This window comes from Pseudomonas sp. W2Oct36, assembly GCF_041060465.1.
Classification (GTDB): domain Bacteria; phylum Pseudomonadota; class Gammaproteobacteria; order Pseudomonadales; family Pseudomonadaceae; genus Aquipseudomonas; species Aquipseudomonas graminis_B.
Window position 1 is genome coordinate 84,896 of sequence record NZ_JAUERW010000014.1, and the last position, 21,679, is coordinate 106,574.

General features: G+C 58.7%; 21 protein-coding genes and 1 pseudogene. 11 read left to right on the top strand and 11 right to left on the bottom strand.

Features of this window, described 5'->3' with window-relative positions; genetic code table 11:
- Positions 1-65: 65 nt before the first annotated feature.
- On the top strand, positions 66-266 hold the full coding sequence (locus QWI18_RS18050) for a hypothetical protein (RefSeq protein ID WP_244160372.1): 201 nt from the start codon (positions 66-68) through the stop codon (positions 264-266).
- A gap of 470 nt (positions 267-736) precedes the next feature.
- Here QWI18_RS18050 and QWI18_RS18055 read toward each other — a convergent pair whose 3' ends face one another.
- The 3 genes from QWI18_RS18055 to QWI18_RS18065 form a co-directional block, all read right to left on the bottom strand.
- A complete protein-coding gene (locus QWI18_RS18055) occupies positions 737-1,297 on the bottom strand; it encodes a Smr/MutS family protein (protein ID WP_065989376.1) in 561 nt (186 codons plus the stop codon).
- Between the two features lie 106 nt (positions 1,298-1,403).
- Positions 1,404-1,724 (bottom strand): hypothetical protein, encoded by a 321-nt coding sequence (locus tag QWI18_RS18060; protein ID WP_369319449.1) that lies wholly within the window; start codon positions 1,722-1,724, stop codon positions 1,404-1,406.
- A gap of 234 nt (positions 1,725-1,958) precedes the next feature.
- A complete protein-coding gene (locus QWI18_RS18065) occupies positions 1,959-2,582 on the bottom strand; it encodes a cysteine hydrolase family protein (protein ID WP_065989378.1) in 624 nt (207 codons plus the stop codon).
- A 253-nt stretch (positions 2,583-2,835) separates the two neighbouring features.
- Here QWI18_RS18065 and prmB point away from each other — a divergent pair, with 253 nt between their 5' ends.
- Complete coding sequence (gene prmB / locus QWI18_RS18070; RefSeq protein ID WP_065989379.1) at positions 2,836-3,744, top strand: 50S ribosomal protein L3 N(5)-glutamine methyltransferase; 909 nt, start codon at positions 2,836-2,838, stop codon at positions 3,742-3,744.
- A 1,078-nt stretch (positions 3,745-4,822) separates the two neighbouring features.
- Here the strand turns inward: prmB and QWI18_RS18075 are convergent.
- Positions 4,823-5,623 carry a hypothetical protein gene (locus tag QWI18_RS18075; protein ID WP_369319450.1) on the bottom strand — a complete coding sequence of 267 codons (801 nt, stop codon included), beginning with the start codon at positions 5,621-5,623 and terminating at the stop codon, positions 4,823-4,825.
- Between the two features lie 128 nt (positions 5,624-5,751).
- On the bottom strand, positions 5,752-6,747 hold the full coding sequence (locus tag QWI18_RS18080) for an alpha/beta hydrolase (RefSeq protein WP_065989381.1): 996 nt from the start codon (positions 6,745-6,747) through the stop codon (positions 5,752-5,754).
- Positions 6,748-6,874: 127 nt separating this feature from the next.
- Between QWI18_RS18080 and aroC the strand changes: the two genes are divergently transcribed.
- From aroC to QWI18_RS18110, 6 genes are all read left to right on the top strand, one after another.
- Entirely contained in the window at positions 6,875-7,966 is a 1,092-nt protein-coding gene (gene aroC / locus QWI18_RS18085) for a chorismate synthase (RefSeq protein ID WP_065989382.1), read from the top strand.
- A gap of 31 nt (positions 7,967-7,997) precedes the next feature.
- The gene (locus QWI18_RS18090; protein ID WP_208600755.1) at positions 7,998-9,152 is read left to right on the top strand and encodes an MFS transporter; all 1,155 of its coding nucleotides are present in this window, start codon (positions 7,998-8,000) and stop codon (positions 9,150-9,152) included.
- On the top strand, positions 9,149-9,763 hold the full coding sequence (locus QWI18_RS18095; protein WP_065989384.1) for a methylthioribulose 1-phosphate dehydratase: 615 nt from the start codon (positions 9,149-9,151) through the stop codon (positions 9,761-9,763). Before QWI18_RS18090 ends, QWI18_RS18095 begins: the two co-directional genes overlap by 4 nt.
- A 110-nt stretch (positions 9,764-9,873) precedes the next feature.
- Positions 9,874-10,419 carry an acireductone dioxygenase gene (locus QWI18_RS18100; RefSeq protein WP_065989385.1) on the top strand — a complete coding sequence of 182 codons (546 nt, stop codon included), beginning with the start codon at positions 9,874-9,876 and terminating at the stop codon, positions 10,417-10,419.
- A 6-nt stretch (positions 10,420-10,425) separates the two neighbouring features.
- The gene (gene mtnC, locus QWI18_RS18105) at positions 10,426-11,109 is read left to right on the top strand and encodes an acireductone synthase (protein WP_369319451.1); all 684 of its coding nucleotides are present in this window, start codon (positions 10,426-10,428) and stop codon (positions 11,107-11,109) included.
- 322 nt (positions 11,110-11,431) lie between these two features.
- Complete coding sequence (locus QWI18_RS18110) at positions 11,432-12,148, top strand: LuxR family transcriptional regulator (RefSeq protein WP_065989388.1); 717 nt, start codon at positions 11,432-11,434, stop codon at positions 12,146-12,148.
- A gap of 167 nt (positions 12,149-12,315) precedes the next feature.
- Here QWI18_RS18110 and QWI18_RS18115 read toward each other — a convergent pair whose 3' ends face one another.
- Positions 12,316-12,594 carry a DUF3509 domain-containing protein gene (locus QWI18_RS18115; RefSeq protein ID WP_065989389.1) on the bottom strand — a complete coding sequence of 93 codons (279 nt, stop codon included), beginning with the start codon at positions 12,592-12,594 and terminating at the stop codon, positions 12,316-12,318.
- A gap of 511 nt (positions 12,595-13,105) precedes the next feature.
- Here QWI18_RS18115 and QWI18_RS18120 point away from each other — a divergent pair.
- The 3 genes from QWI18_RS18120 (at position 13,106) to QWI18_RS18130 (ending at position 14,535) form a co-directional block, all read left to right on the top strand.
- Positions 13,106-13,642, top strand: coding sequence for an ankyrin repeat domain-containing protein (locus tag QWI18_RS18120; RefSeq protein ID WP_065989390.1), 537 nt, complete (start codon positions 13,106-13,108; stop codon positions 13,640-13,642).
- 67 nt (positions 13,643-13,709) lie between these two features.
- Positions 13,710-14,234, top strand: a complete 525-nt coding sequence (locus QWI18_RS18125; protein WP_369319452.1) for a hypothetical protein — start codon at positions 13,710-13,712, stop codon at positions 14,232-14,234.
- Between the two features lie 109 nt (positions 14,235-14,343).
- Complete coding sequence (locus tag QWI18_RS18130) at positions 14,344-14,535, top strand: PLDc N-terminal domain-containing protein (protein ID WP_037009073.1); 192 nt, start codon at positions 14,344-14,346, stop codon at positions 14,533-14,535.
- Positions 14,536-14,824: 289 nt separating this feature from the next.
- Here QWI18_RS18130 and QWI18_RS18135 read toward each other — a convergent pair whose 3' ends face one another.
- From QWI18_RS18135 to QWI18_RS18155, 5 genes and pseudogenes are all read right to left on the bottom strand, one after another.
- A complete protein-coding gene (locus QWI18_RS18135; RefSeq protein ID WP_369319453.1) occupies positions 14,825-15,457 on the bottom strand; it encodes a hypothetical protein in 633 nt (210 codons plus the stop codon).
- A gap of 130 nt (positions 15,458-15,587) precedes the next feature.
- Positions 15,588-15,974 (bottom strand): hypothetical protein, encoded by a 387-nt coding sequence (locus QWI18_RS18140; RefSeq protein WP_369319454.1) that lies wholly within the window; start codon positions 15,972-15,974, stop codon positions 15,588-15,590.
- A gap of 135 nt (positions 15,975-16,109) precedes the next feature.
- Positions 16,110-16,214 (bottom strand): annotated as a pseudogene (locus tag QWI18_RS18145) (RHS repeat-associated core domain-containing protein); the annotation flags it as partial.
- A 360-nt stretch (positions 16,215-16,574) separates the two neighbouring features.
- Entirely contained in the window at positions 16,575-17,357 is a 783-nt protein-coding gene (locus QWI18_RS18150) for an RHS repeat domain-containing protein (RefSeq protein WP_369319455.1), read from the bottom strand.
- Positions 17,358-17,462: 105 nt separating this feature from the next.
- Positions 17,463-21,062 (bottom strand): DUF6531 domain-containing protein, encoded by a 3,600-nt coding sequence (locus QWI18_RS18155; RefSeq protein ID WP_369319456.1) that lies wholly within the window; start codon positions 21,060-21,062, stop codon positions 17,463-17,465.
- Positions 21,063-21,679 lie beyond the last annotated feature (617 nt).

Here is a 21,679-nt window from a genome sequence, read left to right on the forward strand (position 1 = left end):
GTCGGAATATGTCGGCGTGATGTCTGACGTAACGGGTGACAGATGCCCGGATGAAGAGAGTGCTCATGATGGTTAGCCGAATCGCGAAAATCGCACTGGTGATTGCCCTGGCGTCGTCGGTTTCGGGGTGTTTTTTCGGACCGGGTTGGGGCCGCCACGGCGGTGGCTGGCACGAACACCGTTATTACGACGGCGGCCCCTACGATGGCGGGCGGGGCGGTTATGGGCCCGGACCTGGACCTGGGCCGGGTTACTACCGCCGCTGATTGTCACTGATCATTTGAACGCGTAAAGCAAAGGCTGCGACGGGATTGCCCATGCCTCGCGGCCTTTTTTGTCGGCAGCTGCTTCGTACCTGTTTCGATACCTGATCGCTACCAAACCACGACGCGGATTCACGGGCGTGCGCTGTCAGAAGCAGCAGGTGATGAATGCCTGAGATCAAGCCCGTTTTGAGAGAGAAAACGAAATGTTGAGTCGTATAGCGAAAGTCGCGATGGTCATCGCGGTGATGTCAGCCATGTCCGGATGCTGGCCATTCTGGGGCCCGGGCGGGGGAGGCCACGGTGGTCACGGAGGCGGTGGCGGCGGCGGTCACTATGAAGGTGGCGGCCCGGGTGGTGGCGGCGGTGGCGGCGGTCCTGGTCCAGGTCCGCGCTGATCGGATAAACGGCCAATGAGCGGTGGGAGCGGGCGGGTTGGCGCTCCCACAGGGACTGGTCAGCAAGTCCCCGCGTTACTCGTCACGCCCTTCCATCATGGTGCGCTTGAGGATCACGTACACCGCACCGGCGCCGCCATGCTTGGCGATGCACGATGCGAATCCCAATACCTGCTGATGCTGGCGCAACCACGTGTTGACGTGGCTCTTGATCATCGGCCGCTTGCCGTCCAGCCGCACGGCCTTGCCGTGGGTAATGCGCACGCAACGCACTTCAAGCTTGGCCGCCTCGGCCAGGAATTCCCACATCGTCTCGCGCGCCATTTCGACGCTCATGCCGTGCAGGTCCAGGCTGCCTTCGAAGCTGATCTGCCCAAGCTTGAGCTTGCGCATCTGGCCTTCCTGCACCCCGTCACGGGCCCAGTACAACGTGTCTTCTGGGCCGACATCGATCACGAATTGGTCTGACAGGCCATCAACGGTAATCGTCGCATCGGAACGCACGGTGGCCGCCTGACGAAGCTTGGCCAGGTTCTTACGGTCGGTTTTGGGTTTTCCTACGTCCGCATGTTCAGTCTTGATGGGCTTTACGCCGCGAATCTCACTTCTGAACAGGGAAAAATCGTCGTCTTGCATGGTGGTCTCCGCGAAGGGGGCCAGTTTAACCGCGTCACGCCATAATCGGCGCGACTATCGATGATTTAGACTCTCGATGATTAAACGGCAGCGGATGACGCGAAGGTCAGTCGTGTTTCTTCATCAGATGGGGAGACATGTTGAGTTCACCGGCACGACGACGGCGGCGGCGACTGCGGCGCCAGAACCAGATACCGACGTACAGCATCAGCAAACCGACAATCACCGTCACCACGGCGCCCGCGGGACTGGCGTTGAGTTCGCCCAGCGCAACAGGGTTGCCGATCAGACTGGCAATGCCGGCCATGGCCAACAGCACGCCAGCGGTGGCCAGAACGGCCGAAATCGCAGCGATTATGCGCATCCGCCAGCTGCCCTGGCCCTTGGGGCGCAGGCGACGGGCATCAAAACCATCGGACATTTTCATTCCGATTTCCTCTATGAGTATCGGCGCTCTGACCAGCGCAGTGTGGGGGTGGTTCCCGCCTGGCCAGGTTTCAGGGGCATCACGCATTGATTACGGATAGGCGGTCAGGTGAACAGGATTACCCTGCCTGACGACTGCATTTGTACGCCTTTTCTTCAGGAACTGCCGGAAAATGATCCGCGCGAGGGGCCTGCGCAGTCAGCTCGGTTGCAACAGCTCCTGTCGAGGGAGGAATCAGATCAGGTCTTTGGTCAGCGCCAGTTTGGCGAAGTTGTCGTTCATGATTGCCATCTCCGCCTGCTGCACCAGCTCGGCTTTGATGACACCGCTCGGGGTCGGCAGGTCGCGGGTGGCGCAGGCGTCTTCAACCAGCGTGCAGCGAAACCCGTAATCCTTGGCCGCGCGCACGGTGGTGCTGACGCTGGAGTGGCTCATGAAACCGCAGACCACCAGGTCCAGACGGCCACGGCTTTCCAGCAAGCTGTGCAGGGTGGTGCGGTCGTCGGTGGAGACCGTGCCATTCAGCGCGTTGGGCAGGCGTTTTTCGATGATGACTTCATCACCCTGTGGCTGCAGTTCGGGGACAAATTGCCCGCGCTCGCCCTGGGGATCGAACATGCCGCCGACGGTGCCGAGATGGCGCACGTGAATGATCGGCGACTTCGCAGCACGGGCTGCGGCGACCAGTTTGACGATGTTGTTGATGGCGTCCTGAACGCCGGTCAGGGCCAGGGGGCCGCTGAGGTATTCCTTCTGCGCATCGATGATGATCAGCGTGGCATTACTCAATGTCGCCGCTGCGTATTCACGGCCACTGAGTTGAAACATGGTCTTTGGACCAGTGTTTGAAACAGACATCGGGGGGCTCCTTCGAGTGGGGCTTTTGCCACATTGTCCACTGGCAGAGCGATTCTGTGAATCGCCGTGCGCACAGACCTCGCTATTTTGCCGGGCTTCAAGCCGTCGAGCAGGTCGCGGTTGCTGTCATAGTGCCTGCAAAACGAGGCAAAGACTGCGGAAAATTTTGCGCGGGGCCGTCGCGCCCGGTGCGGGATCGTTTGTTGCGTGGATGGCTGATAGAATCGCCCGTCGTTTTTTCAAGGAGTCTGCCGTGATCACTTCCCGCCTGCGCACCCTGCGCGATCATATCCGTTGGGCTGTCAGCCGATTCCACGGGGAAGACCTGTTTTTCGGTCATGGCACCGACAACGCGTGGGACGAAGCTCGCCAGCTGGTGCTCGGCGCCCTACACCTGCCGTGGGAAATTGCCGACAGTTACCTGGATTGCAACCTGGAAGACGAAGAGCTGGTGGCGGTTCAACACTTGATCAAGCGACGCATCGAAGAGCGCGTGCCCACGGCGTATCTGCTGGGTGAAGCGTGGTTCTGCGGGATGTCATTTATCGTGGATGAGCGCGTGCTGATTCCGCGCTCGCCCATCGGTGAACTGATCGAGCAGCGGTTCGCACCGTGGCTGGCCAGCGATCCGGCCCGCATTCTCGACCTTTGCACCGGCTCCGGCTGCATTGGCATCGCCTGCGCCGACGTGTTCCCCGACGCTGAAGTGGTGTTGGCCGATCTGTCGTTCGAGGCGCTGGAAGTGGCGAATCAGAACATCGAGCGCCATGGCGTTGATCAGCGCGTGTACACCGTGCAGGGCGATGGTTTCGACGGCCTGCCGGGCCAGCGTTTTGACCTGATCGTGTCCAACCCGCCGTACGTCGATGCCGAAGATTTCGCCGACATGCCCGACGAATACCAGCACGAACCCGAGCTGGCGCTGGCCTGCGGTGACGACGGCTTGAACCTGGTGCGGCGCATGCTGGCCCAGGCAGCGGACCACCTGGAGGAAAAGGGCTTGTTGATCGTGGAAGTTGGCAACAGCCAGGTTCACGTCGAAGCGCTGTACCCGGAAGTGGATTTCGCCTGGCTGGAATTCGAGCGCGGCGGCCACGGCGTGTTCATGCTGACAGCCGAGCAGTGCCGCAATCATCAAGACCTCTTCGCGGCGCGGATCTAGTCAGGCCATCCGCGGGCCTCTTCCCGGCTAACGCCGGTCCTACTGACCGCGTGCAGCTGTAGGACCGGCTTCAGCGGGGAAGGCGTCGGTTGGGACGCCACACATCTGATGGCGAGCACACAGGCCTCTTCCCGGCTAAAGCCGGTCCCACGAGGACACGGCATCCATCCAGATTCACCGCGCATGCTGGATGTAGGACCGGCTTCAGCCGGGAAGGCGTCGGTCGTCACGCCGCAAATCTGATGGCGAGCACACGGGCCTCTTCCCGGCTAAAGCCGGTCCCACGAGGACATCGCATCCATCCAGATTCACCGCGCATGCTGGATGTAGGACCGGCTTCCGCCGGGAAGGCGTCGGTTGTCACGCCACACATCTGATGGCGAGCACACTGGCCTCTTCCCGGCTAAAGCCGGTCCCACGAGGACACCGCATCCATCCAGATTCACCGTGTATCCTGGATGTAGGACCGGCTTCAGCCGGGAAGGCGTCGGTTGTCACGCCGCAAATCTGAGGGCGAGCACACGGGCCTCTTCCCGGCTAAAGCCGGTCCCACGAGGACACCGCATCCATCCAGATTCACCGCGTATGCTGGATGTAGGACCGGCTTCAGCCGGGAAGGCGTCGGTTGTCACGCCACAAATCTGATGGCGAGCACACGGGCCTCTTCCCGGCTAGAGCCGGTCCCACGAGGACACCGCATTCATCCAGATTCACCGCGCATGCTGGATGTAGGACCGGCTTCAGCCGGGAAGGCGTCGGTTGTGACGCCGCAAATCTGATGGCGAGCACACGGGCCTCTTCCCGGCTAAAGCCGGTCCCACGAGGACACCGCATCCATCCAGATTCACCGTGTATCCTGGATTTAGGACCGGCTTCAGCCGGGAAGGCGTCGGTTGTCACGCCACACAGCTGATGGCGAGCACACGGGCCTCTTCCCGGCTAAAGCCGGTCCCACGAGGACACGGCATCCATCCAGATTCACCGCGCATGCTGATGTAGGACCGGCTTCAGCCGGTAAGGCGTCGGTCGTCACGCCACACAGCTGATGGCGAGCACACAGGCCTGGCTTAACGCCGGGTCACCGGTGCGTTGCAATCCAGATCAGGAGGCCGGCCTGAAACACGGCAAAGGTCACCAGGCAGGCGATGGTGAAGCGCAAGCCGGCGTCGTCCCGGCGGTATTTGTTGACCTTGTCTTCGGTCTTCTTGATCGTAACGTCCTGTTCCTGAATCCTCTGTTCGGCCTGTTGCAGCATGTGCGCGGCGTCGAGGATCTGCACGATCTGGATTTTGTCGGCGTTCCAGGTGTTATTCAGGTTGCCGACCTTGGCGTCCTTGATGGTGCCTTTCAGGTGCTGCGCATCGGCGTAGACGACTTCGAAACCCTGGGTTTTGAGGAAGTGATCACGACGCAGGCGCGTGTCCTCGTTGAGCGCATCCTTGTTGGCCAGCGCAACGCCTTCGATCTTGTACGCGGCGCAACGTTTCTGCGCCCAGGTGATGCCCTGAGCCAGCATGAAGCGCCCCAGACCGCGGTTCCACGGGTCGATCTGCAAACCGGATTCCGGGCCGACGCGGACGCTGCGATTGGCGTGGTCTACCCAGATATCCAGTCGATTCTGCTCTTTACGGACCTTCTGCCCCGGCAGCTGATAACTCATGCGCAGCAGGCTGAATTCCTTGTTGTGGCGCTCGGCCTTGCCGAACTCGACGAACCGCAGCGGGCGTGCGCCGGTGGCGCGGTCGGTGGGCAGAGGCGCCAGACGCAGCATCGAGAAGTGCTCGGCGTGGACTTCTTCCCACAGCACAGGCGCGGCGACTTCGCCTTCTTTGGCATCGGCCGGATCGACCGCGTCGGTTTGCATGGTTGCTTCTGTCATCACGGCGATCCTGTTATCGACATTGCCTGGCACATGGCACCGGCACACGATGCCAGCAGACTGCTATCGGCCGTTTCTGACGAAGCTGAAGGGATCCTGCGTCGAGCTCGAATCGAAGAGCACCGACCTCAGGCGGCCGGTATCGAGTCGAGGAATTTCAGGATGCGATCGGTGACTTCGCTGGCCAGCGGCAGCTGTGGATCCTTGTAGGACGCCAACTGCCGCTTGATGTCCATCGGCACGATGCGCAGCACGTGGTTCATGCCGTCGATGATCGCCAGTTGCGAGTCGGGTTTGGCCTTGTGCAGCAGCTCGGCATCGCCCACGCCCACTTGCATGTCGTTGCGCCCCTGAATGATCAGCGTCGGGATCTTCAATTGCCCGAACGCCGCCGTCGGATTCTGCCGGAACAATGAAATCAGATAAGGCTGCACGCTCGGGCGGAACACCACCTGAAGGGGTTCGGGCACGTCGTTGTCGGTCTTGCCGGCTTTGATCTCTTCGATCAGTTGCTCACTGCGCGCCAGCAGCGGAGGAGGGAGGCGATCCTGCAATTGCTCGCGAACCACTTGATCCACCGGGCGACCGGTGCCGGCTACGGAGATCAACGCCACGGCGCCTGCGCGTTCCGCCGCCAGGGTGGCGACCAGCGCGCCCTCGCTGTGGCCCATCAGAATCAGAGGGCCCAAGCGCGAGTCGGTCTTGAGCTTGGCGGCCCAGGCGACCGCGTCGTCGACGTACTTTTCGATGCTCAGGTCGCGCTCGTCCGGGGTGGCAGGGCGACTGGCCGCGACGCCGCGCTTGTCGTAACGCACGCTGGCGATGTTGTGCTTGGCGAGGATCAGCGCGAGACGCTTCATGCTGTCGTTGCGCCCACCGTCAGAGTTGTTGCCGTCACGGTCGGTCGGCCCCGAACCGGCGATGATCAACACCACTGGCACGGGTTTGGTCGATTTGGGCAGCAACAGCGTGCCGAACAGCTCGCCGGTCCCGGTGTCCAGGCTGATGGGGCGCTGCAGCACGACGGGCGTTCCGGCGTGGGCGATGGACGACAGCAGGGTCAGGCTCAAGATGATCGCTCGCAGCGGCCAGAAGCCGCGAATCAGGGGTAGTGCGCTTAGCATTGCAGGACCGTCATCAATAAAGTGTCAATTGGACGCGGGCAAATGAATAAGGTTCGAGGATGAACTGCGCCATAAGCCTGCGTATACTGGCGCGCTTGAGTTTTTGAACGTCCTCGGAGCCTCCCGCATGTCCGGCAATACCTACGGCAAGCTGTTCACTGTCACCACTGCCGGCGAAAGCCACGGTCCGGCACTGGTTGCCATCGTTGACGGCTGCCCGCCGGGCATCGAGCTGTCGCTGGAAGACCTGCAGCGTGACCTCGACCGCCGCAAGCCGGGGACCAGCCGCCACACCACCCAGCGTCAGGAGCCCGACGAGGTCGAAATCCTCTCCGGCGTCTTCGAAGGCAAGACCACCGGCGCGTCCATCGGCCTGCTGATCCGCAACACCGATCAGAAGTCCAAGGACTATTCAGCGATCAAGGACCTGTTCCGGCCCGCCCACGCCGATTACACCTACCACCATAAATACGGCCTCCGCGACTACCGTGGCGGCGGTCGCAGCTCGGCGCGGGAGACCGCCATGCGCGTCGCCGCCGGGGCCATCGCCAAGAAGTTTCTCGCCACCCAGGGCATTACCGTTCGCGGCTACATGAGCCAGCTCGGCCCGATCGAAATCCCGTTCAAGACCTGGGATTCGGTGGAAGACAACGCGTTCTTCAGCCCCGACCCGAGCAAGGTGCCGGAGCTGGAAGCCTACATGGATCAGCTGCGTCGCGATCAGGATTCGGTGGGCGCGAAGATCACGGTTGTGGCCGAAGGCGTGATGCCCGGCCTGGGCGAGCCGATTTTCGACCGTCTCGACGCCGAACTGGCCCACGCGCTGATGAGCATCAACGCGGTCAAGGGCGTCGAGATCGGCGCCGGCTTTGCCTGCGTTGCCCAGCGCGGTACCGAGCACCGCGATGAAATGAGCCCCGAGGGTTTTCTGTCGAATAACGCGGGCGGCATCCTCGGCGGGATTTCGTCTGGCCAGCCGATCATTGCGCACCTGGCGCTGAAGGCGACGTCCAGCATCACCACGCCGGGGCACTCGATCGACGTCGATGGCAACTCCGTTGAAGTCATCACCAAAGGCCGCCACGACCCGTGCGTCGGCATCCGCGCCACGCCCATTGCCGAAGCGATGATGGCCATCGTGCTGGTCGACCACTTGCTGCGCCACCGCGGGCAAAACGCTGACGTGCGTGTCACGACGCCGATTCTGGGTCAGCTGTAATGCCTGAGCCGCGCGTTTCCGCCGCGGTCATCTGAGCGTGGCGGCGCTTCCTTACTGGCGCCTTGCCAGCTTCTATCTCTTCTACTTCGCCCTGCTTGGGGCCACGGCGCCTTACATGGCGCTGTATTTCAGCCACCTGGGTTTTTCTGCTGCGCGCATCGGCGAATTGGTAGCGATTCCGATGCTGATGCGCTGCGTCGCGCCCAATGTCTGGGGCTGGCTCGGCGATCACACCGGGCGACGCCTGGCCATCGTGCGCTTTGGCGCCCTCTGCGGGCTGGCCTGTTTCAGCCTGATTCTCGTCGACACGTCCTACGCCTGGCTGGCGATGGTCATGGCGCTTTATGCGTTTTTCTGGCACGCGGTGCTGCCGCAGTTCGAAGTCATCACGCTGACGCATTTGCAGGGCCAGACTTCTCGCTACAGCCAGATCCGGCTGTGGGGATCGATCGGCTTCATCCTCTCGGTGGTCGTGCTGGGCCGGATGCTCGAGTGGTTCAGCCTGGATTACTACCCGCAACTCTTGCTGGTCATTCTGATCGGCATTGTCGCCAGCAGTTGGTGGGTGCCGAATGCACAACCGGTGGTCTCGGGCGCGCGGGTCGCAGGCGAGGGGTTTCTCAGGCAGTTGATGAGGCCGGGCGTGCTGGCGTTTTACGTCAGCGTCGCCCTGATACAACTGAGCCACGGGCCGTATAACACTTTTCTTACGCTGCACTTGGAACACCTCGGTTACACCCGCGGCATCATTGGCCTGCTGTGGGCGCTGGGGGTGATTGCCGAAGTGTTGATGTTCATGCTGATGAGCCGTGTGCTGCAGCGATTCAGTGTCCGCCAGGTGCTGATGACCAGCTTCGTGATCGCCGCCTTGCGCTGGCTTTTACTGGGTAATCTGGCCGATCATCTGGCGATTCTGATCGTCGCCCAACTGATGCACGCGGCCACCTTCGGCAGTTTTCATGCCTCGGCCGTGCACTACGTGCAACGCAGCTTCGGCCCGCGCCAGCAGGGTCAGGGTCAGGCGCTGTACGCCGCCCTTTCCGGCACCGGCGGGGCGATGGGCGCTTTGTATGCCGGGTACAGCTGGAATGCGCTGGGCGCCAGTTGGACCTTTGCCATTGCGAGTCTGGCGGCCGTGGCCGCTGCTGTTCTGACCGCCACATGTATGAAAGAGGAGCGCGTATGAGTCGCGAAGCACTGGCGCGGGAAATCATCGAAGCGGGGCAGTTTTTGTACGCCCGGGGCTGGTCGCCCGCCACCAGCAGCAATTATTCCGTGCGCCTGTCGCCGACCGAAGCGCTGCTGACCGTCTCCGGCAAGCACAAGGGCCAGTTGGGCATGGACGACGTGCTGGCCACCGACCTTGCCGGCAACAGCCTGGAGCCCGGCAAAAAGCCGTCGGCTGAAACCCTGCTGCACACGCAGCTTTATAGCTGCAAGCCGGCGGTGGGCGCGGTACTGCACACCCATTCGGTCAACGCCACCGTGCTGTCCCGGCTCACGGCCGGTGATCATCTGGTGTTCGAGGACTACGAGCTGCAAAAGGCCTTCAGCGGCGTTTCCACCCACGAATCAAAAGTGCTGGTACCGATTTTCGACAACGATCAGGACATCGCCCGGCTCGCCGACAAGGTCCAGCCCTGGCTGGATCAACACCCTGACTGCGCCGGTTACCTGATTCGCGGTCATGGTTTGTACACCTGGGGCGCGAAAATGAGCGATGCCTTGCGCCAGATCGAAGCCTTCGAATTCTTGTTCGAATGCGAGCTCAAGACGCTGTCCGTGCTCAACCGCTGATCCCTGACGTACGCAACGATCAACGCACCGCAGCGTTCCCACTGCCTGAATCAACGTGTCGGATCGGCCCCAGAGCCGACCGATGCGGACCGAACCGAGGAAGCCCCGAAATGAGCAGTCTGTCCGTTTATCACGTGTCATCCCCCGAGCTGCCCAACAAGGTCCTGACGCACCTGGAAGACATTGCCTCGACCCTGGCCGAGCACGGTGTGGCGTTCGACCGCTGGCAGGCGGCAGCGCCCATCACCCCGGGCGCCAGCCAGGAGGAGGTCGTCGCGGCCTACCGCACCCAGATTGACAGGCTGATGACCGAGCGCGGTTACGTGACCGTCGACGTGATCAGCCTCAACAGCGATCACCCGCAGAAGGCCGAACTGCGCGCCAAGTTCCTCGAGGAGCACCAGCATGGCGAAGATGAGGTGCGTTTCTTCGTTGCCGGCCGTGGGCTGTTTACCCTGCACATCGACGACTTTGTCTACGCCGTGCTGTGCGAAAAAAACGACCTGATCTCGGTGCCGGCCGGCACCCGCCATTGGTTCGACATGGGCGAGAATCCGCATTTCGTCGCCATCCGCCTGTTCAATAACCCGGAGGGCTGGGTGGCCAAATTCACCGGCGAAAGCATCGCCGGCCAGTTCCCGCGTCTGGAAGACTGATTACCCATGACCATTAAAGCGATCCTGACCGACATCGAAGGCACCACCAGCGCGGTGAGCTTCGTCTTCGACGTGCTCTTTCCGTATGCCAAACAGCATCTGCCCGCGTTCGTTCGCGAGCATGCCGCCGACCCCGAGGTGGCCGCGCAGTTGCAGGCCGTGCGCAACGACAGTGCCGAACCCGATGCGAGCGTCGATCGGGTGATCGAGATCCTGCTGCAATGGATCGCCGAAGATCGCAAAGCCACGCCGCTGAAAGCCTTGCAAGGCATGGTCTGGCAGCAGGGTTATCAGGCCGGCCAGCTCAAAGGGCATGTCTACGCGGACGCCGTGGAGGCGCTGAAACGCTGGCATCAGGCGGGGTACGCGCTTTACGTCTACTCCTCGGGCTCGATCCAGGCGCAGAAGCTGATCTTTGGTTGCTCCGAGGCGGGCGATCTGTCCGGACTGTTCAGCGGCTACTTTGACACCACCTCCGGGCCCAAGCGGGAGGAGGCGTCCTATCGATCGATTGCGTCGAGCATCGGTCAGCCGGCGGACGCCATTCTGTTTCTGTCTGACATCGTGGAAGAGCTCGATGCGGCGCAAGGGGCCGGCATGGTCACCTGCGCACTGGTGCGCGATGGCGGAGAACTGGATGGGCACATCAACGTCAGCAGTTTTACGGGGATAGAGCCCTGCGCTTTCTGACGATTCAAGCGTGCTGAAAACCGACGGCCGATGTCTTTGACATTGGCCGTTTTTGTATCCAAATGCGGAAAAATGTAAGTTGGTTTTTGTTCGTTTGTGGGAAGTTGCTTGTTTTACGGTCAGGCATGCCTGTTTGTTTTTGACGCTGTGTTTAACCCTCCTCGACTGTGTAACCCTTCGCCTGCCGGACCCTGACAGCTTTTGAGTGCGCCTCGTGCGGTCGTGTTGACGACAGCACCTGACGCCGTTTTCAGCTGCCATGCATAAAAAATCCAAGGGGCATCAGGGCCGCGCATTTGATGGTTTTAAACGGGAGGGGAACATGAAAAACGCGCAGACTGGGACGCTGAGTCCGTTGATACAACAAATGGTCACCAGCATCACTGAACAGGATGGCGATGCGGCCATCGCCAACGCACTTGACTGGCTGAGAGCTGAATGCCGCAGCGAACGGGCCATGCTCTATCAGTACCGAAACGGCGTGCTCCTCAGTTGCATCACGTCGAACGTCGACAGCTACTGGAAGGACCTTTATTGCCAGGGACGCCTGATGATCGAGGACCCGGTCATCCGCTGCTACCGACACACCATGGGCTTTCTGAATTGGGAGGAGGCCTTCAAGACCTACCCGCCATCACCCGCCTACATGGCGGCGGTGGAGGATTGCGACCTGCTGCCGGCCTTCTCCTACGGCTACAGCAGCCAGACGCGGGCCAATCAGGGTGTCATCACCATTTGCACGCTTAACGGCATGGAGCGCCCGCTGACCCACAACGATCGTTACCTGCTGACGAGTCTGGTGCCGATGCTTCATGTGGCGGGGAAAGGGCGTCAACTGCAGACCCGGGCGCTGTCGCCCAAAGAGCTGGAAATTCTCAAGTGGGCGCGGGAAGGCAAGACGGCGTGGGAGATCGGGCTGATAAAGGAAGTCTCGGAAGCAACCGTCAAACATCACTTCAAGAGCATCTACGCCAAGCTCGGGGTGACCAATCGTGCGCAGGCGGTGGGCGAGGCGTTGTGCCGAGGGATTATTCAATAGGCCCGCTCTGACAGACAGCGCCGCAATGACTGTCATTGCGTGAAGGAGTGACCGGAAAAAAGCTCAAAAAAAACCGCGATAGCATCAACTATCGCGGGAATCTATAAGGGATGCTTCGATGAGAGTGAAACGTGCTGCTGCCGGAACGCAATGTTCCGGCCTAATACTTATCGGGTGTGATAAGTAGGCAAATCAAAACGGTGCTGGCTTTGCAACATCGAGATGGCGGGCAGCTCGCTGGCTTGTGCGGCCAGGTCGCGACGAATCGCGCTGATCACCCATTCCAGTTGCACTGGGGTGTGCAGTTGAGCGTAGGACACGCAGCGACGGATGTTGGTGCCTTGATCGTTACGCAGAGTCAACAGAACCCCGCCGTCCGGACGAGGTTGAGTGGTGACTTCGAAATCGGAAAATACGGATGCGAATTTTTCTTGGATGAAAGTCATGTCTAGAGGCTCCATTGCTCATGGGATAACAAGCTTGGAATGACTAGTGCAGTGACTGTGCCAGTTTTTGAGGTTAAATAAATATCAATGAAATCAGCGGGTTACGGTTTTTTAAAAAATGCTGTCTCGTGCAATTTGCATGAACGCCTCTCGTGCATCCTGCAATTTACCGGAGTTGGGAGTGAGTGTTGGGTGAAGCGGGGAGGGGTGCACGCATTGCGTGACATGACTGAGACAGCGGTATAGGGGATTTATTTCACGTTGTTGCGAAATTTTCTCGGTGAGCGTTCAAGCGCCACTATCACCCCCGTTGAAACCGATGGTTGGGCGCCGATCATTGGCGCTAGCAGGATTGGCGTCATGTGTGACGGCGCTCTCTGCGCAGCGCGCCTGGAGTTGTTGCTGTAAGTGGAACTACACGCTTTGTCCATGGCTCATAGATTGCCTGGCCCGTAGATCGCCGCATCCCTTGATTCATACCGCGCAATGCATTGCGCTACTGGAGTTACCTATGTCCGAAGCCCCCAACACGACCGGTTCTGCCACGAGAATGACAGACGAAGAAGCACTGGAATTTGCCGAGCAGGTATTCGACCGGGCCCGTGCTGGCGACGCCCCGATGCTCGACCGGCTGCTGGAAAACGGCTTGACCCCCAATCTTCGCAACCACAAAGGCGACACGCTGTTGATGCTGGCCAGCTATCACGGTCATCAAGACGCCGTGCGAGTGCTGCTCAAGCACAAGGCTGACCCTGAACTGCGCAACGACAACGGCCAGAGCCCCATCGCCGGCGCTGCTTTCAAAGGCGATCTGGAAACCGTGAAGATCCTCGTGGAAGCCGGCGCAGAGGTTGAAGGCGCTTCCGCCGACGGCCGCACGGCATTGATGATGGCGGCGATGTTCAACCGTACCGCGATCGTCGATTACCTGATCTCCAAGGGTGCCAACCCTCATATTCAGGATGCCAAGGGCGTCACTCCGCTGATGGCCGCGCAGACCATGGGTGCGACCGAGACCGCCGAGCAGCTCACCCGTCTGGGGGCGTAAGCGATAGAGGCGCGCCGCATTTCCAGCTATTCTGCGCGCCTGTTTTCCAGCCATCGGACGATCTGCCATGAAAGCTTCACTCATCGAATTCATCAGCAAGATCAGCTCCGGCTGCATGAGCGATGAAGAAATCGAAAAAATCGCCGATGAGGCCACCCAGGCCTACGGCGATCCCGATGCGTTCCTGACCGCCAACCCTGACATCAATTTCGACGACACCTTCCCGATCCCGCTGGGGGAGTGGGTGGTGATCGGCAGCCTTCCCGACACCGTGTTGTTTCAGGCCGATACCTATCCCGACCTGCTCACCGAGATCATGGCGTCGTTCGGCCCGAACGTGATGTTCAACATCAAGCCCAAACAGCTGACCAAGTCCGAACCCCTGGCCGCGCTTAACCGTATCCAGATTCAGCTGTCCAGCATGAACAAGGACATGGGCGGGTACGTGTTGATGGACGTCAGCGAGCCGCTGGACCACGTGCTGCAAACGGTGCTGGTCTACGGCGCCGACGTTGAGAGAGTCATGGCACTCGGCGTTGAACTCGGCCTGTTGATCGAGCCCGCGCTGGAGGCGCTCAAGGCGCAGATTTGATCGCCGTCGACGCGTTTTGCTGCGCAGACAAATATCCCTGCCGACCAACGGAACCCTCGTTGCAGGCCACTACTCTCAAGTGGGCAAGCCTTCAATAAGGAGCAACACCATGGGTTCTACTTTCAACGGTCTGATCGGCCTGATCATTCTGGCGCTGGATATCTGGGCCATCATCAACGTGCTGAAAAGCGGCGCGGAAACTGGGAAGAAAATTCTCTGGATTTTGTTGATCGTCATCCTGCCGGTGCTGGGCCTGATCATCTGGGCAATCGCTGGTCCGCGCGGCAACGTGCGCATCTAGTAGCGTGCCTACCTAGCATCGCAGCAGAAGCGCAGCCAAGCTTCAGAACACATAACGCCCGACTGGCCTGGCCAGTCGGGCGTTTTGGTTTTCGGTGCAGTGTTGGGGAGATGGCAGCATGCGCGTTGTATGGAATGGAGTTGTGAGTGAGACTGGGGCGTTACTCAGTGACCTCCACGTCATTCCGCAGGAGGTGAAAACATCGGGCGCGGCGGGCTCGTCCTGTTGTTCTTGTTCATATGGACGATCTACCCAAACCAAGCTGGTTGAACAATTGAATCTTATTTTCTCACCAATAAATTAACTTTCGTGGGCTGTCGACGAACTCAATCTCCGCATAGCCTTCAACCGCTGCATCAAACTCTTTAAAGAAGAAGTCAAGGTTGCGTGAGAACACGAAAAAGGCGTCACTGCCGTGCTCTCCGGATCCGACTGGCACTATCACATAGTGACAAGTCTCTTGCAGGGCGTCATATAGCTCTTTGCCCCGAATTCGGAGATGAGTGCTCTCCAAAATACTTGACAGCTTAGCGGGGGCGGGTTTTTCGGCATGTCTATGCCTGATGAGAACCTCATATTTTCTGAGATTCTTATCGTACTCTCTATGCTCTTCAAGCAGTTTTTCAAAACCGTCATTTTTTGCTCTGAATAGCAGATAAGGCATGCGTCCTGAACGCTCACGAGAGGGTGGGTTAATGGTCATCTTATGGGTCTCAACCCAAAAGCATTTTGAGACAAGGGCATCGATAGCTGCGCCTCCGTGAGGCGTTCTGTCAAATCCCACCCCGCCATCCAGGCTGACGGCCATGATTAATGCAAAGTGATCTTGTTTATTTGCAGGCAGCTCAGCTATGGGGTCGTTAGCATGGTGTTTGAATTCACTAAATTCTGACTTGTAGCATAATATTCGATAGGTTTTCATGTTGCTTTTTGATACTCCTCGCATACAAAGCCGGCACGGCGTAACCGTCATTAATCTAAAAAACGCCCAACTCAGAGCCATGATATGAACTTAGCTGAACAGCAGTTAGCTAAGGGGCCGTATCTCTGAGCTATTCCGTGACTGCAGATGCTACGTGCAGGCCTGAATGTTGAGACCTAATCCATTTACGCATTAGTTTTTTTATTTCATCCAGCAAAGCCACTTTTCCCACCAGGACGAGCTCACAGCCCATGTCTTTGTCTTGATACGTCACTAATGGAACGGCATCTTCGTCAAGCACTATTCTGAGAATTTTACCGGTTACTTCGTTTCGTGCTGAGAATATAGGGTTGCCTTCCCTGAAAGGCGTGCCATCTGAAAAAGCCGTGTTGTAAAAAGGCGCCTTGAAATTTTTTGATTCAACCCCTCTCGCGTCACACTCAAGAAAAAAGAGGTCCCATAGATATCGCTCAAGTCGGATATAACTCTGCTCATCATTCAAATAGTCATCAAACATTCACTTACTCCCTAAACGCCTTGCCAGGAGAGTAAAGGGGTCCGTCCCCTTTGACTCGACAACTTTCTCCAAACCAAGCGGGTGGATCCAACCGGTTGGACTCGGTAGGTAGTGGCAAAGATTTAGGCCGCCGCTTCACCCAATCGGGTCCTTGCTGCTAAACCGCCCGACTAAAGGATCATAGTACCGATGCCGGTTGGAGTGCAACGCGCTTCGTGTTCCTGGTACCGGCCCTGAATAGTTTAAGGGTCCGCCCCCTTTACCCCTTTTCTACTGTCGGAGGATGCTTAAGACGAAAGGCTTTATATAACGGTACTTCATTATCCTGATCTCCATCCTCTAAGCATCTGTGTTGTTTGGTGCCAACTGCAGTTCTCAGCAATTCGTACAGATTCGGGGATCGAAAGCCTACTTCGAGCCAGAGTGAATTGGACTCCTCTAGTGTTAGTCTCGCATCATAAGCCGCTTCACTTTTCACACTCAGTTCTTTTAAGTAAACACACTCGCCAGTCGCACCAATGTATGCCGTACTGGATTTCACCAAGTCAAGGACATTGCGAGCTGAAAGCGAGTCCGCGAATACTAATCTGAATTCATAGCTCATAATCCGTGTGGCCTCCCCCGGACGATAGGTAAATCTTTAGGATTACGAATACCAATATGGTACTTATTTGGATCGGTTGTTATCCTCCCCTGATCGTCAAGCTGGTTTTCAGATGGGTCCTCCTTGTGTATGTGCGCATTGTTACCTGACTTGTAGGGGCAAGGGTTCTGGTTCCCGTATTTATGGACCCGCACCTCGGATCCGTCCATATGAGTCCACATTTCATTCACACCGTTATCCTTTGTTTTTGAGAATCCGGCGCTTTCCAGCATTACTCCTGCTCTGACAACGCTCCGACCTTTCATTCTTGGTAGATCTGAGGAAGCTGAAAGTCCCAGCGGGTCGATCCAACCCGTGGGGTTTGGCACGTAGTGGTAGAGGTTTAGCCCGCCGTTGTAGCCAATCGGATCCTTGCTGATAAACCGACCGACCGTTGGATCATAGTACCGATGCCGGTTGTAGTGCAGGGCGGTTTCGTGGTTGTGGTACTGGCCTTGGAATCGGATGGGGTTGGTCAGGCCGATCTGTTGGGCGAATTCAGAGCGCTGTTCTTTCGCTTCGCCCCACGCTTTGTATTGGGCCCTCCAGGCGGTGTTGCCGTTTTGGTCGGTGATTTCCTCCGGCGTGCCGAGGTGGTCGCACTGGTACCAGGCGAGTGCGTCGATTGGCAATGCGACCGGTTTGTAGTTCCAGAGCGGATCTTCTTTGAAGTTGTAGCGACCTTCGTACGTCGGTTGGCTTACGAAGCGTATGGTTTCGTGGCGGATGGCCTGGGCCACGGGCACAAAGGTGCCGGGTTCGTGAATGTAGTGGACGGTTCGGCCGAGGGCCCCGGCGTAGGGCGGGGGGCTGCTTTCCCACGCGAGGTTGTCGCCATCCCAGCCTTACAAGGTGAAGCCGCAGCCGAGTTCGCGCTCTTTTCGCGCGTGTTCGTTTTCGTTCCAGCCGGTGCCGGCTTCTGGGCGCGGGCGGTAGTGGGCTTTTGAGAGTTTGTAGAGGCGCCGTCCGAGTGGGTCGTAGCCGAAGTCGACGGTGAGACGCGGATCTCGGAAGTGCACCAGACGATCGAATAGATCCCAGTGAAGCTCGCTGCGCAGGCCATTGGTCCAGCGTTCGGTCTGGTTGCCGCGTTCGTCGTATTCGTAGTGGTTGCCGGCGTAGTCGCGCAGCAGGTTGTCGACGAGTTTGTTTTGAGTCGGCTTGAGGTCTAGTGGGCGGAGGACGGGCGCGGCGGTTTCGTTGAGCAGGTTGCTCGCGGGATCGAAGGCGAAGGTTTCCACGCCCAATCGACTGGTGGCGCTGAGCAGGCGGCTGACCGGGTCGTATTTATAAGCAAGAGGTCCACGACGGCTGTCGTTGATATCGGTGATTTGGCCGGCGGCGTCGTACTGGTAGGCGCGTTTGATCAGGACGGATTTATCGTCGCTACGTCCGCACAACTGTTCCTGCAAGCGTCCCGCCGGGTCCCATTGCTGGGTTTGCAGGAGTTGGTTGCCCTGGTGGCGGGCGACTTCGCGATGCAGGTCGTCACGCTCGTAACTGAGGAGTTCGTGCTCATCGAGCTTGAGGCCCAGCAGATGGCCGCTGCCATAAGTCAGCCAGCTGACGCGATGGCCGTCGGGACGCGTGGTCGCGACGCGGTTATTGAGCGCGTCGTACTCGTTCTGCCACACGGCAACCAGTGGTTTATCCAGATTTGAGTAATGCTGGTGCTCGCGCAGCAGATTCCCAGCCGGATCGTGAAACCATTGCAGCTTGCTGATGGCGTTGGTCGCCATGACCAGATGGCCGTTGCCATCGTAGGCAAAGGTTTCGCTTTGGGATTTCTCTCCCAGCGTGGCCCGGCGTTCGGTCAGGCGGCCCATGGGGTCGAAGGTCAAGGCAATGGAGCGCTGGCCGTTGATGGTCTGAGCGAGCCGCCCCGTGTCGGGGTCGTACTGATAGCGAGTCGAGCGATTGTCGAAGCCGCGTTCTTCCAGCAGCCTCCCGACCGGGTCGTAGTGAAAATGCGCGCTGCGTTCGTTTTCGTTTTCCAGCGCGATTAACCGGCCGAGCTTGTCCCAGCGGTAGCGCAGGGTTTGTTCGGCGGCATCGACGCGTTCAGCGATAAAGCCGGCAGCGTTATAGCGCCAGGTGGTGCAGCGTTCGAGACCATCAGAATGAGCCAGCAAACGACCTTCGGCATCGCGGCTAAAACGTTCTTCGGTTTTGTCCGGATGCTTGATCAACACCAACTGGCCGGCTTTGTACTCATACGTCGTGCTGTAGCCAGCGGGGTCGGTAAAGCGAACCATCTGGCCGCGTTCGTTGTACTCCCAGCTACTCACCTTGCCCGAGCAGTCGGCGTACTTAACGAGCTGACCCGCGTCGTTGTAGGCCAACGATTTGGTATTCCCGTAGGCATCCTTTATCGCCGTTGGAAGCCCGAACGAGTTGTAGGCGTATTCGGTAACGTTCTCTAGCGGGTCGATCGCCTCGATCAGATTTCCACGAAGGTCGTAGTCCCGCTTCCACAGTCCACCCTCGCCATCGCTGATCTTGATCAGATGGCTTTTATCGTCGTAGGCGTAGTTCATCACGCTGTGATCAGCGCGAGTGTGCTCCGTCAGATTGCTTAGCTTGTCGTAGCGATAACGATCGGTGCTGCCGTCGGTGTGGACGTGGCGAATGATGTTTTTCGCAGCATCACGGAAGAACCATTCCGAACGCCCGTCCGCATGGCAAATGCGATAGGTGTAACCGAGGCTGTCGTAGTAATGCCGGGTTTCGTGGCCAAGGGCGTCAGTGACGTAGGTCAGGCGGATATTTTCATCCCACGCCAACCGAGTATCAAAACTGCCGTCATCCGCCCATTCGCGAATGGCTTTCGCATCAGGACCGGAACCTTGCCATTGCAGGTTCAAACCGCGATTGGTGCGGTCGGTATAGCGGGTAATCAGGTGGTGTTCGTACTGGTAACGCCAGGCAGCGCCGTTCTCATCCTGGGCCAGAACAAGGTCACCAAAATCGTCGTACTCATACGCACACAGTTGGCGTTTAACCTCGCCATCACGAACTTCCCAAAGCCCCGTCAACCGTCCCTGATCATCAATCAAAGTACCAAGTCGCAGATGCACTTTGTTTAGATCTTTTTCCGAGTAAGTGACCAGCTCTGAGAGCACCAACTGCCCATCATGACGATGTTCGTGATGCAGCATGACCCCAGCGCCGTTGGGCAGCATCTTGTTGATCAGAACAAAGCGCTTGCCCCGCCGAATATAGGTCTCTCGGTGTTCAAGCCCCCGCATCAGCAACAGCCGATCCTTGCTAAGGCGAATGACGGTCAGATTTTCGATGGCGTTGAAGTGGAACAGCTTGACCTTGGGCAGAGGAAAATCATGGCTGCGGCCATCGGCGTCATGAAACACCAAACCATCGCCGACGAGATCAAAGCGCGTGGTAAACGGCGTAATCCACCGTGCACCGATTACGTCATGATCGAAGGCATCCAGACTGGAGCAATAGGTCCGCGTCCACTCAATCGGAAACGGCCCTGGCAGGCTGAAATCGGTAAGACTGACCGACTCCGAACCCATCGCAAAACTGATGCTGTTCCCCGTCGACGCACAGGAGCAGGCGCATGGACAGGCACAGTTGCACTTCTTCCGCGTGTTGGGCCGACCCTTAGCCGGCTTCTCATGCTGAACGATTTCAAGCTTGCCTTCACTGCCCCGGCGCTTGGCTTGATTAACTACCCCCGGTTTGATGTTGAAGGCTTGCCCGTGCCCATTGCGCGCACGCCAACTGACGCCCCCCCCATCCAAGGTAACCAGCAGCGCAGCGATGGAATGCTGCCCTCCGGGATCCCCCAACCCCGTGATTTGCGTCCGAAGCTGAGGAGCCAGAACACGCAATAAATCAGCCTGCCTGATCACCTCTTTTTTAACCGCTTCAGGCACAAGATATTCAGCAGCGCCATTCACTGCACCTTTGCCTGCAGCAACGCATACTTCCGCAGCCGCCGCAAAAATATTCCCAATCGCCGCTTTAGGGTCGTAAGCCCAGAGATCCCCAGCGTCATGGACCAACTGCTCTGCTTCAAGCAGATCAGCCTTGGTGTTCAGGTCCGGATTGACCAACTTCTCCAGGCCATCAGCGATCTGAAAAAGCACGCCTTCGCCCAGCTTCCCCGCATCCTCGAGAATCCCGGGGAGCTTGCCCTGCGCCTGGCTCACAAAGTCATCAAGGGTCCCGACGATGGTTGCATTCAGATGCCCGATCAGAACCTCGATCAGCGCATCTCCCAACACCATCTTGCCGGCCTGACGCATCTCCTGGCGCACCAGAAATAGCATCGGCCGCAAGGTCATCCGCGCTGCCGCCATGCTCGGCGGAATGGGCACCATCCCGATCAGGTTGATGCCCAAACTCACCCAATCCAGCGGATCGCGCTTCTCATTGGTCGCCAGCCGAACGATGTCATTCAGCGCATCGACCAGCGCCATGATGTTGCCCACCACCGGCAGCCCGCCGGCCACGGTCTTGATCCGCTCAAGCGTGACAACCCCGCCACTGATCTTCTGCAGCCATGCATCGACATTGGCCGCACCAAGACCAACGTCTTCAACCTGAATAAGGTCAAGCGGAACAACCGCCACTTGCGGTTCGTGGTTCTCACCACCAACGGGCAGATTTAAGGGGGGCGCCAAGGATGCTCTCCGTGCTCAAAAACCATCCGAAAAGGCGTGAATGCCAATCCGGGGGCCACGGAGATATCAAGTGTTATGCCAGCAAGAATTTATCCAAACAAAATCAATAACCTAAGAAATAAATCAGCAGGTTTTAGCGAACCTAAAACCCGAAATCCCAGAAAAAGTGCGCAAGAAGTTGCGCATCCCTGCGCAACTTCCTGCGCACTTGCCTACAGACCGCAAATGACGCGGCCTGCAGAGCATTAACCATCCGACTTGCAACAAACAGGTGCGCAACTTCTTGCGCATAACGGCAATGAGGCATCACGACGCTGAGCGCGACTACGACATTCGACCTGTCATGCGCCGCGACGTAGAATGCGCGCCTTCTTGTGGGCGGCGTGCCGTCCTGTCATCAGTAGTTATCGGGG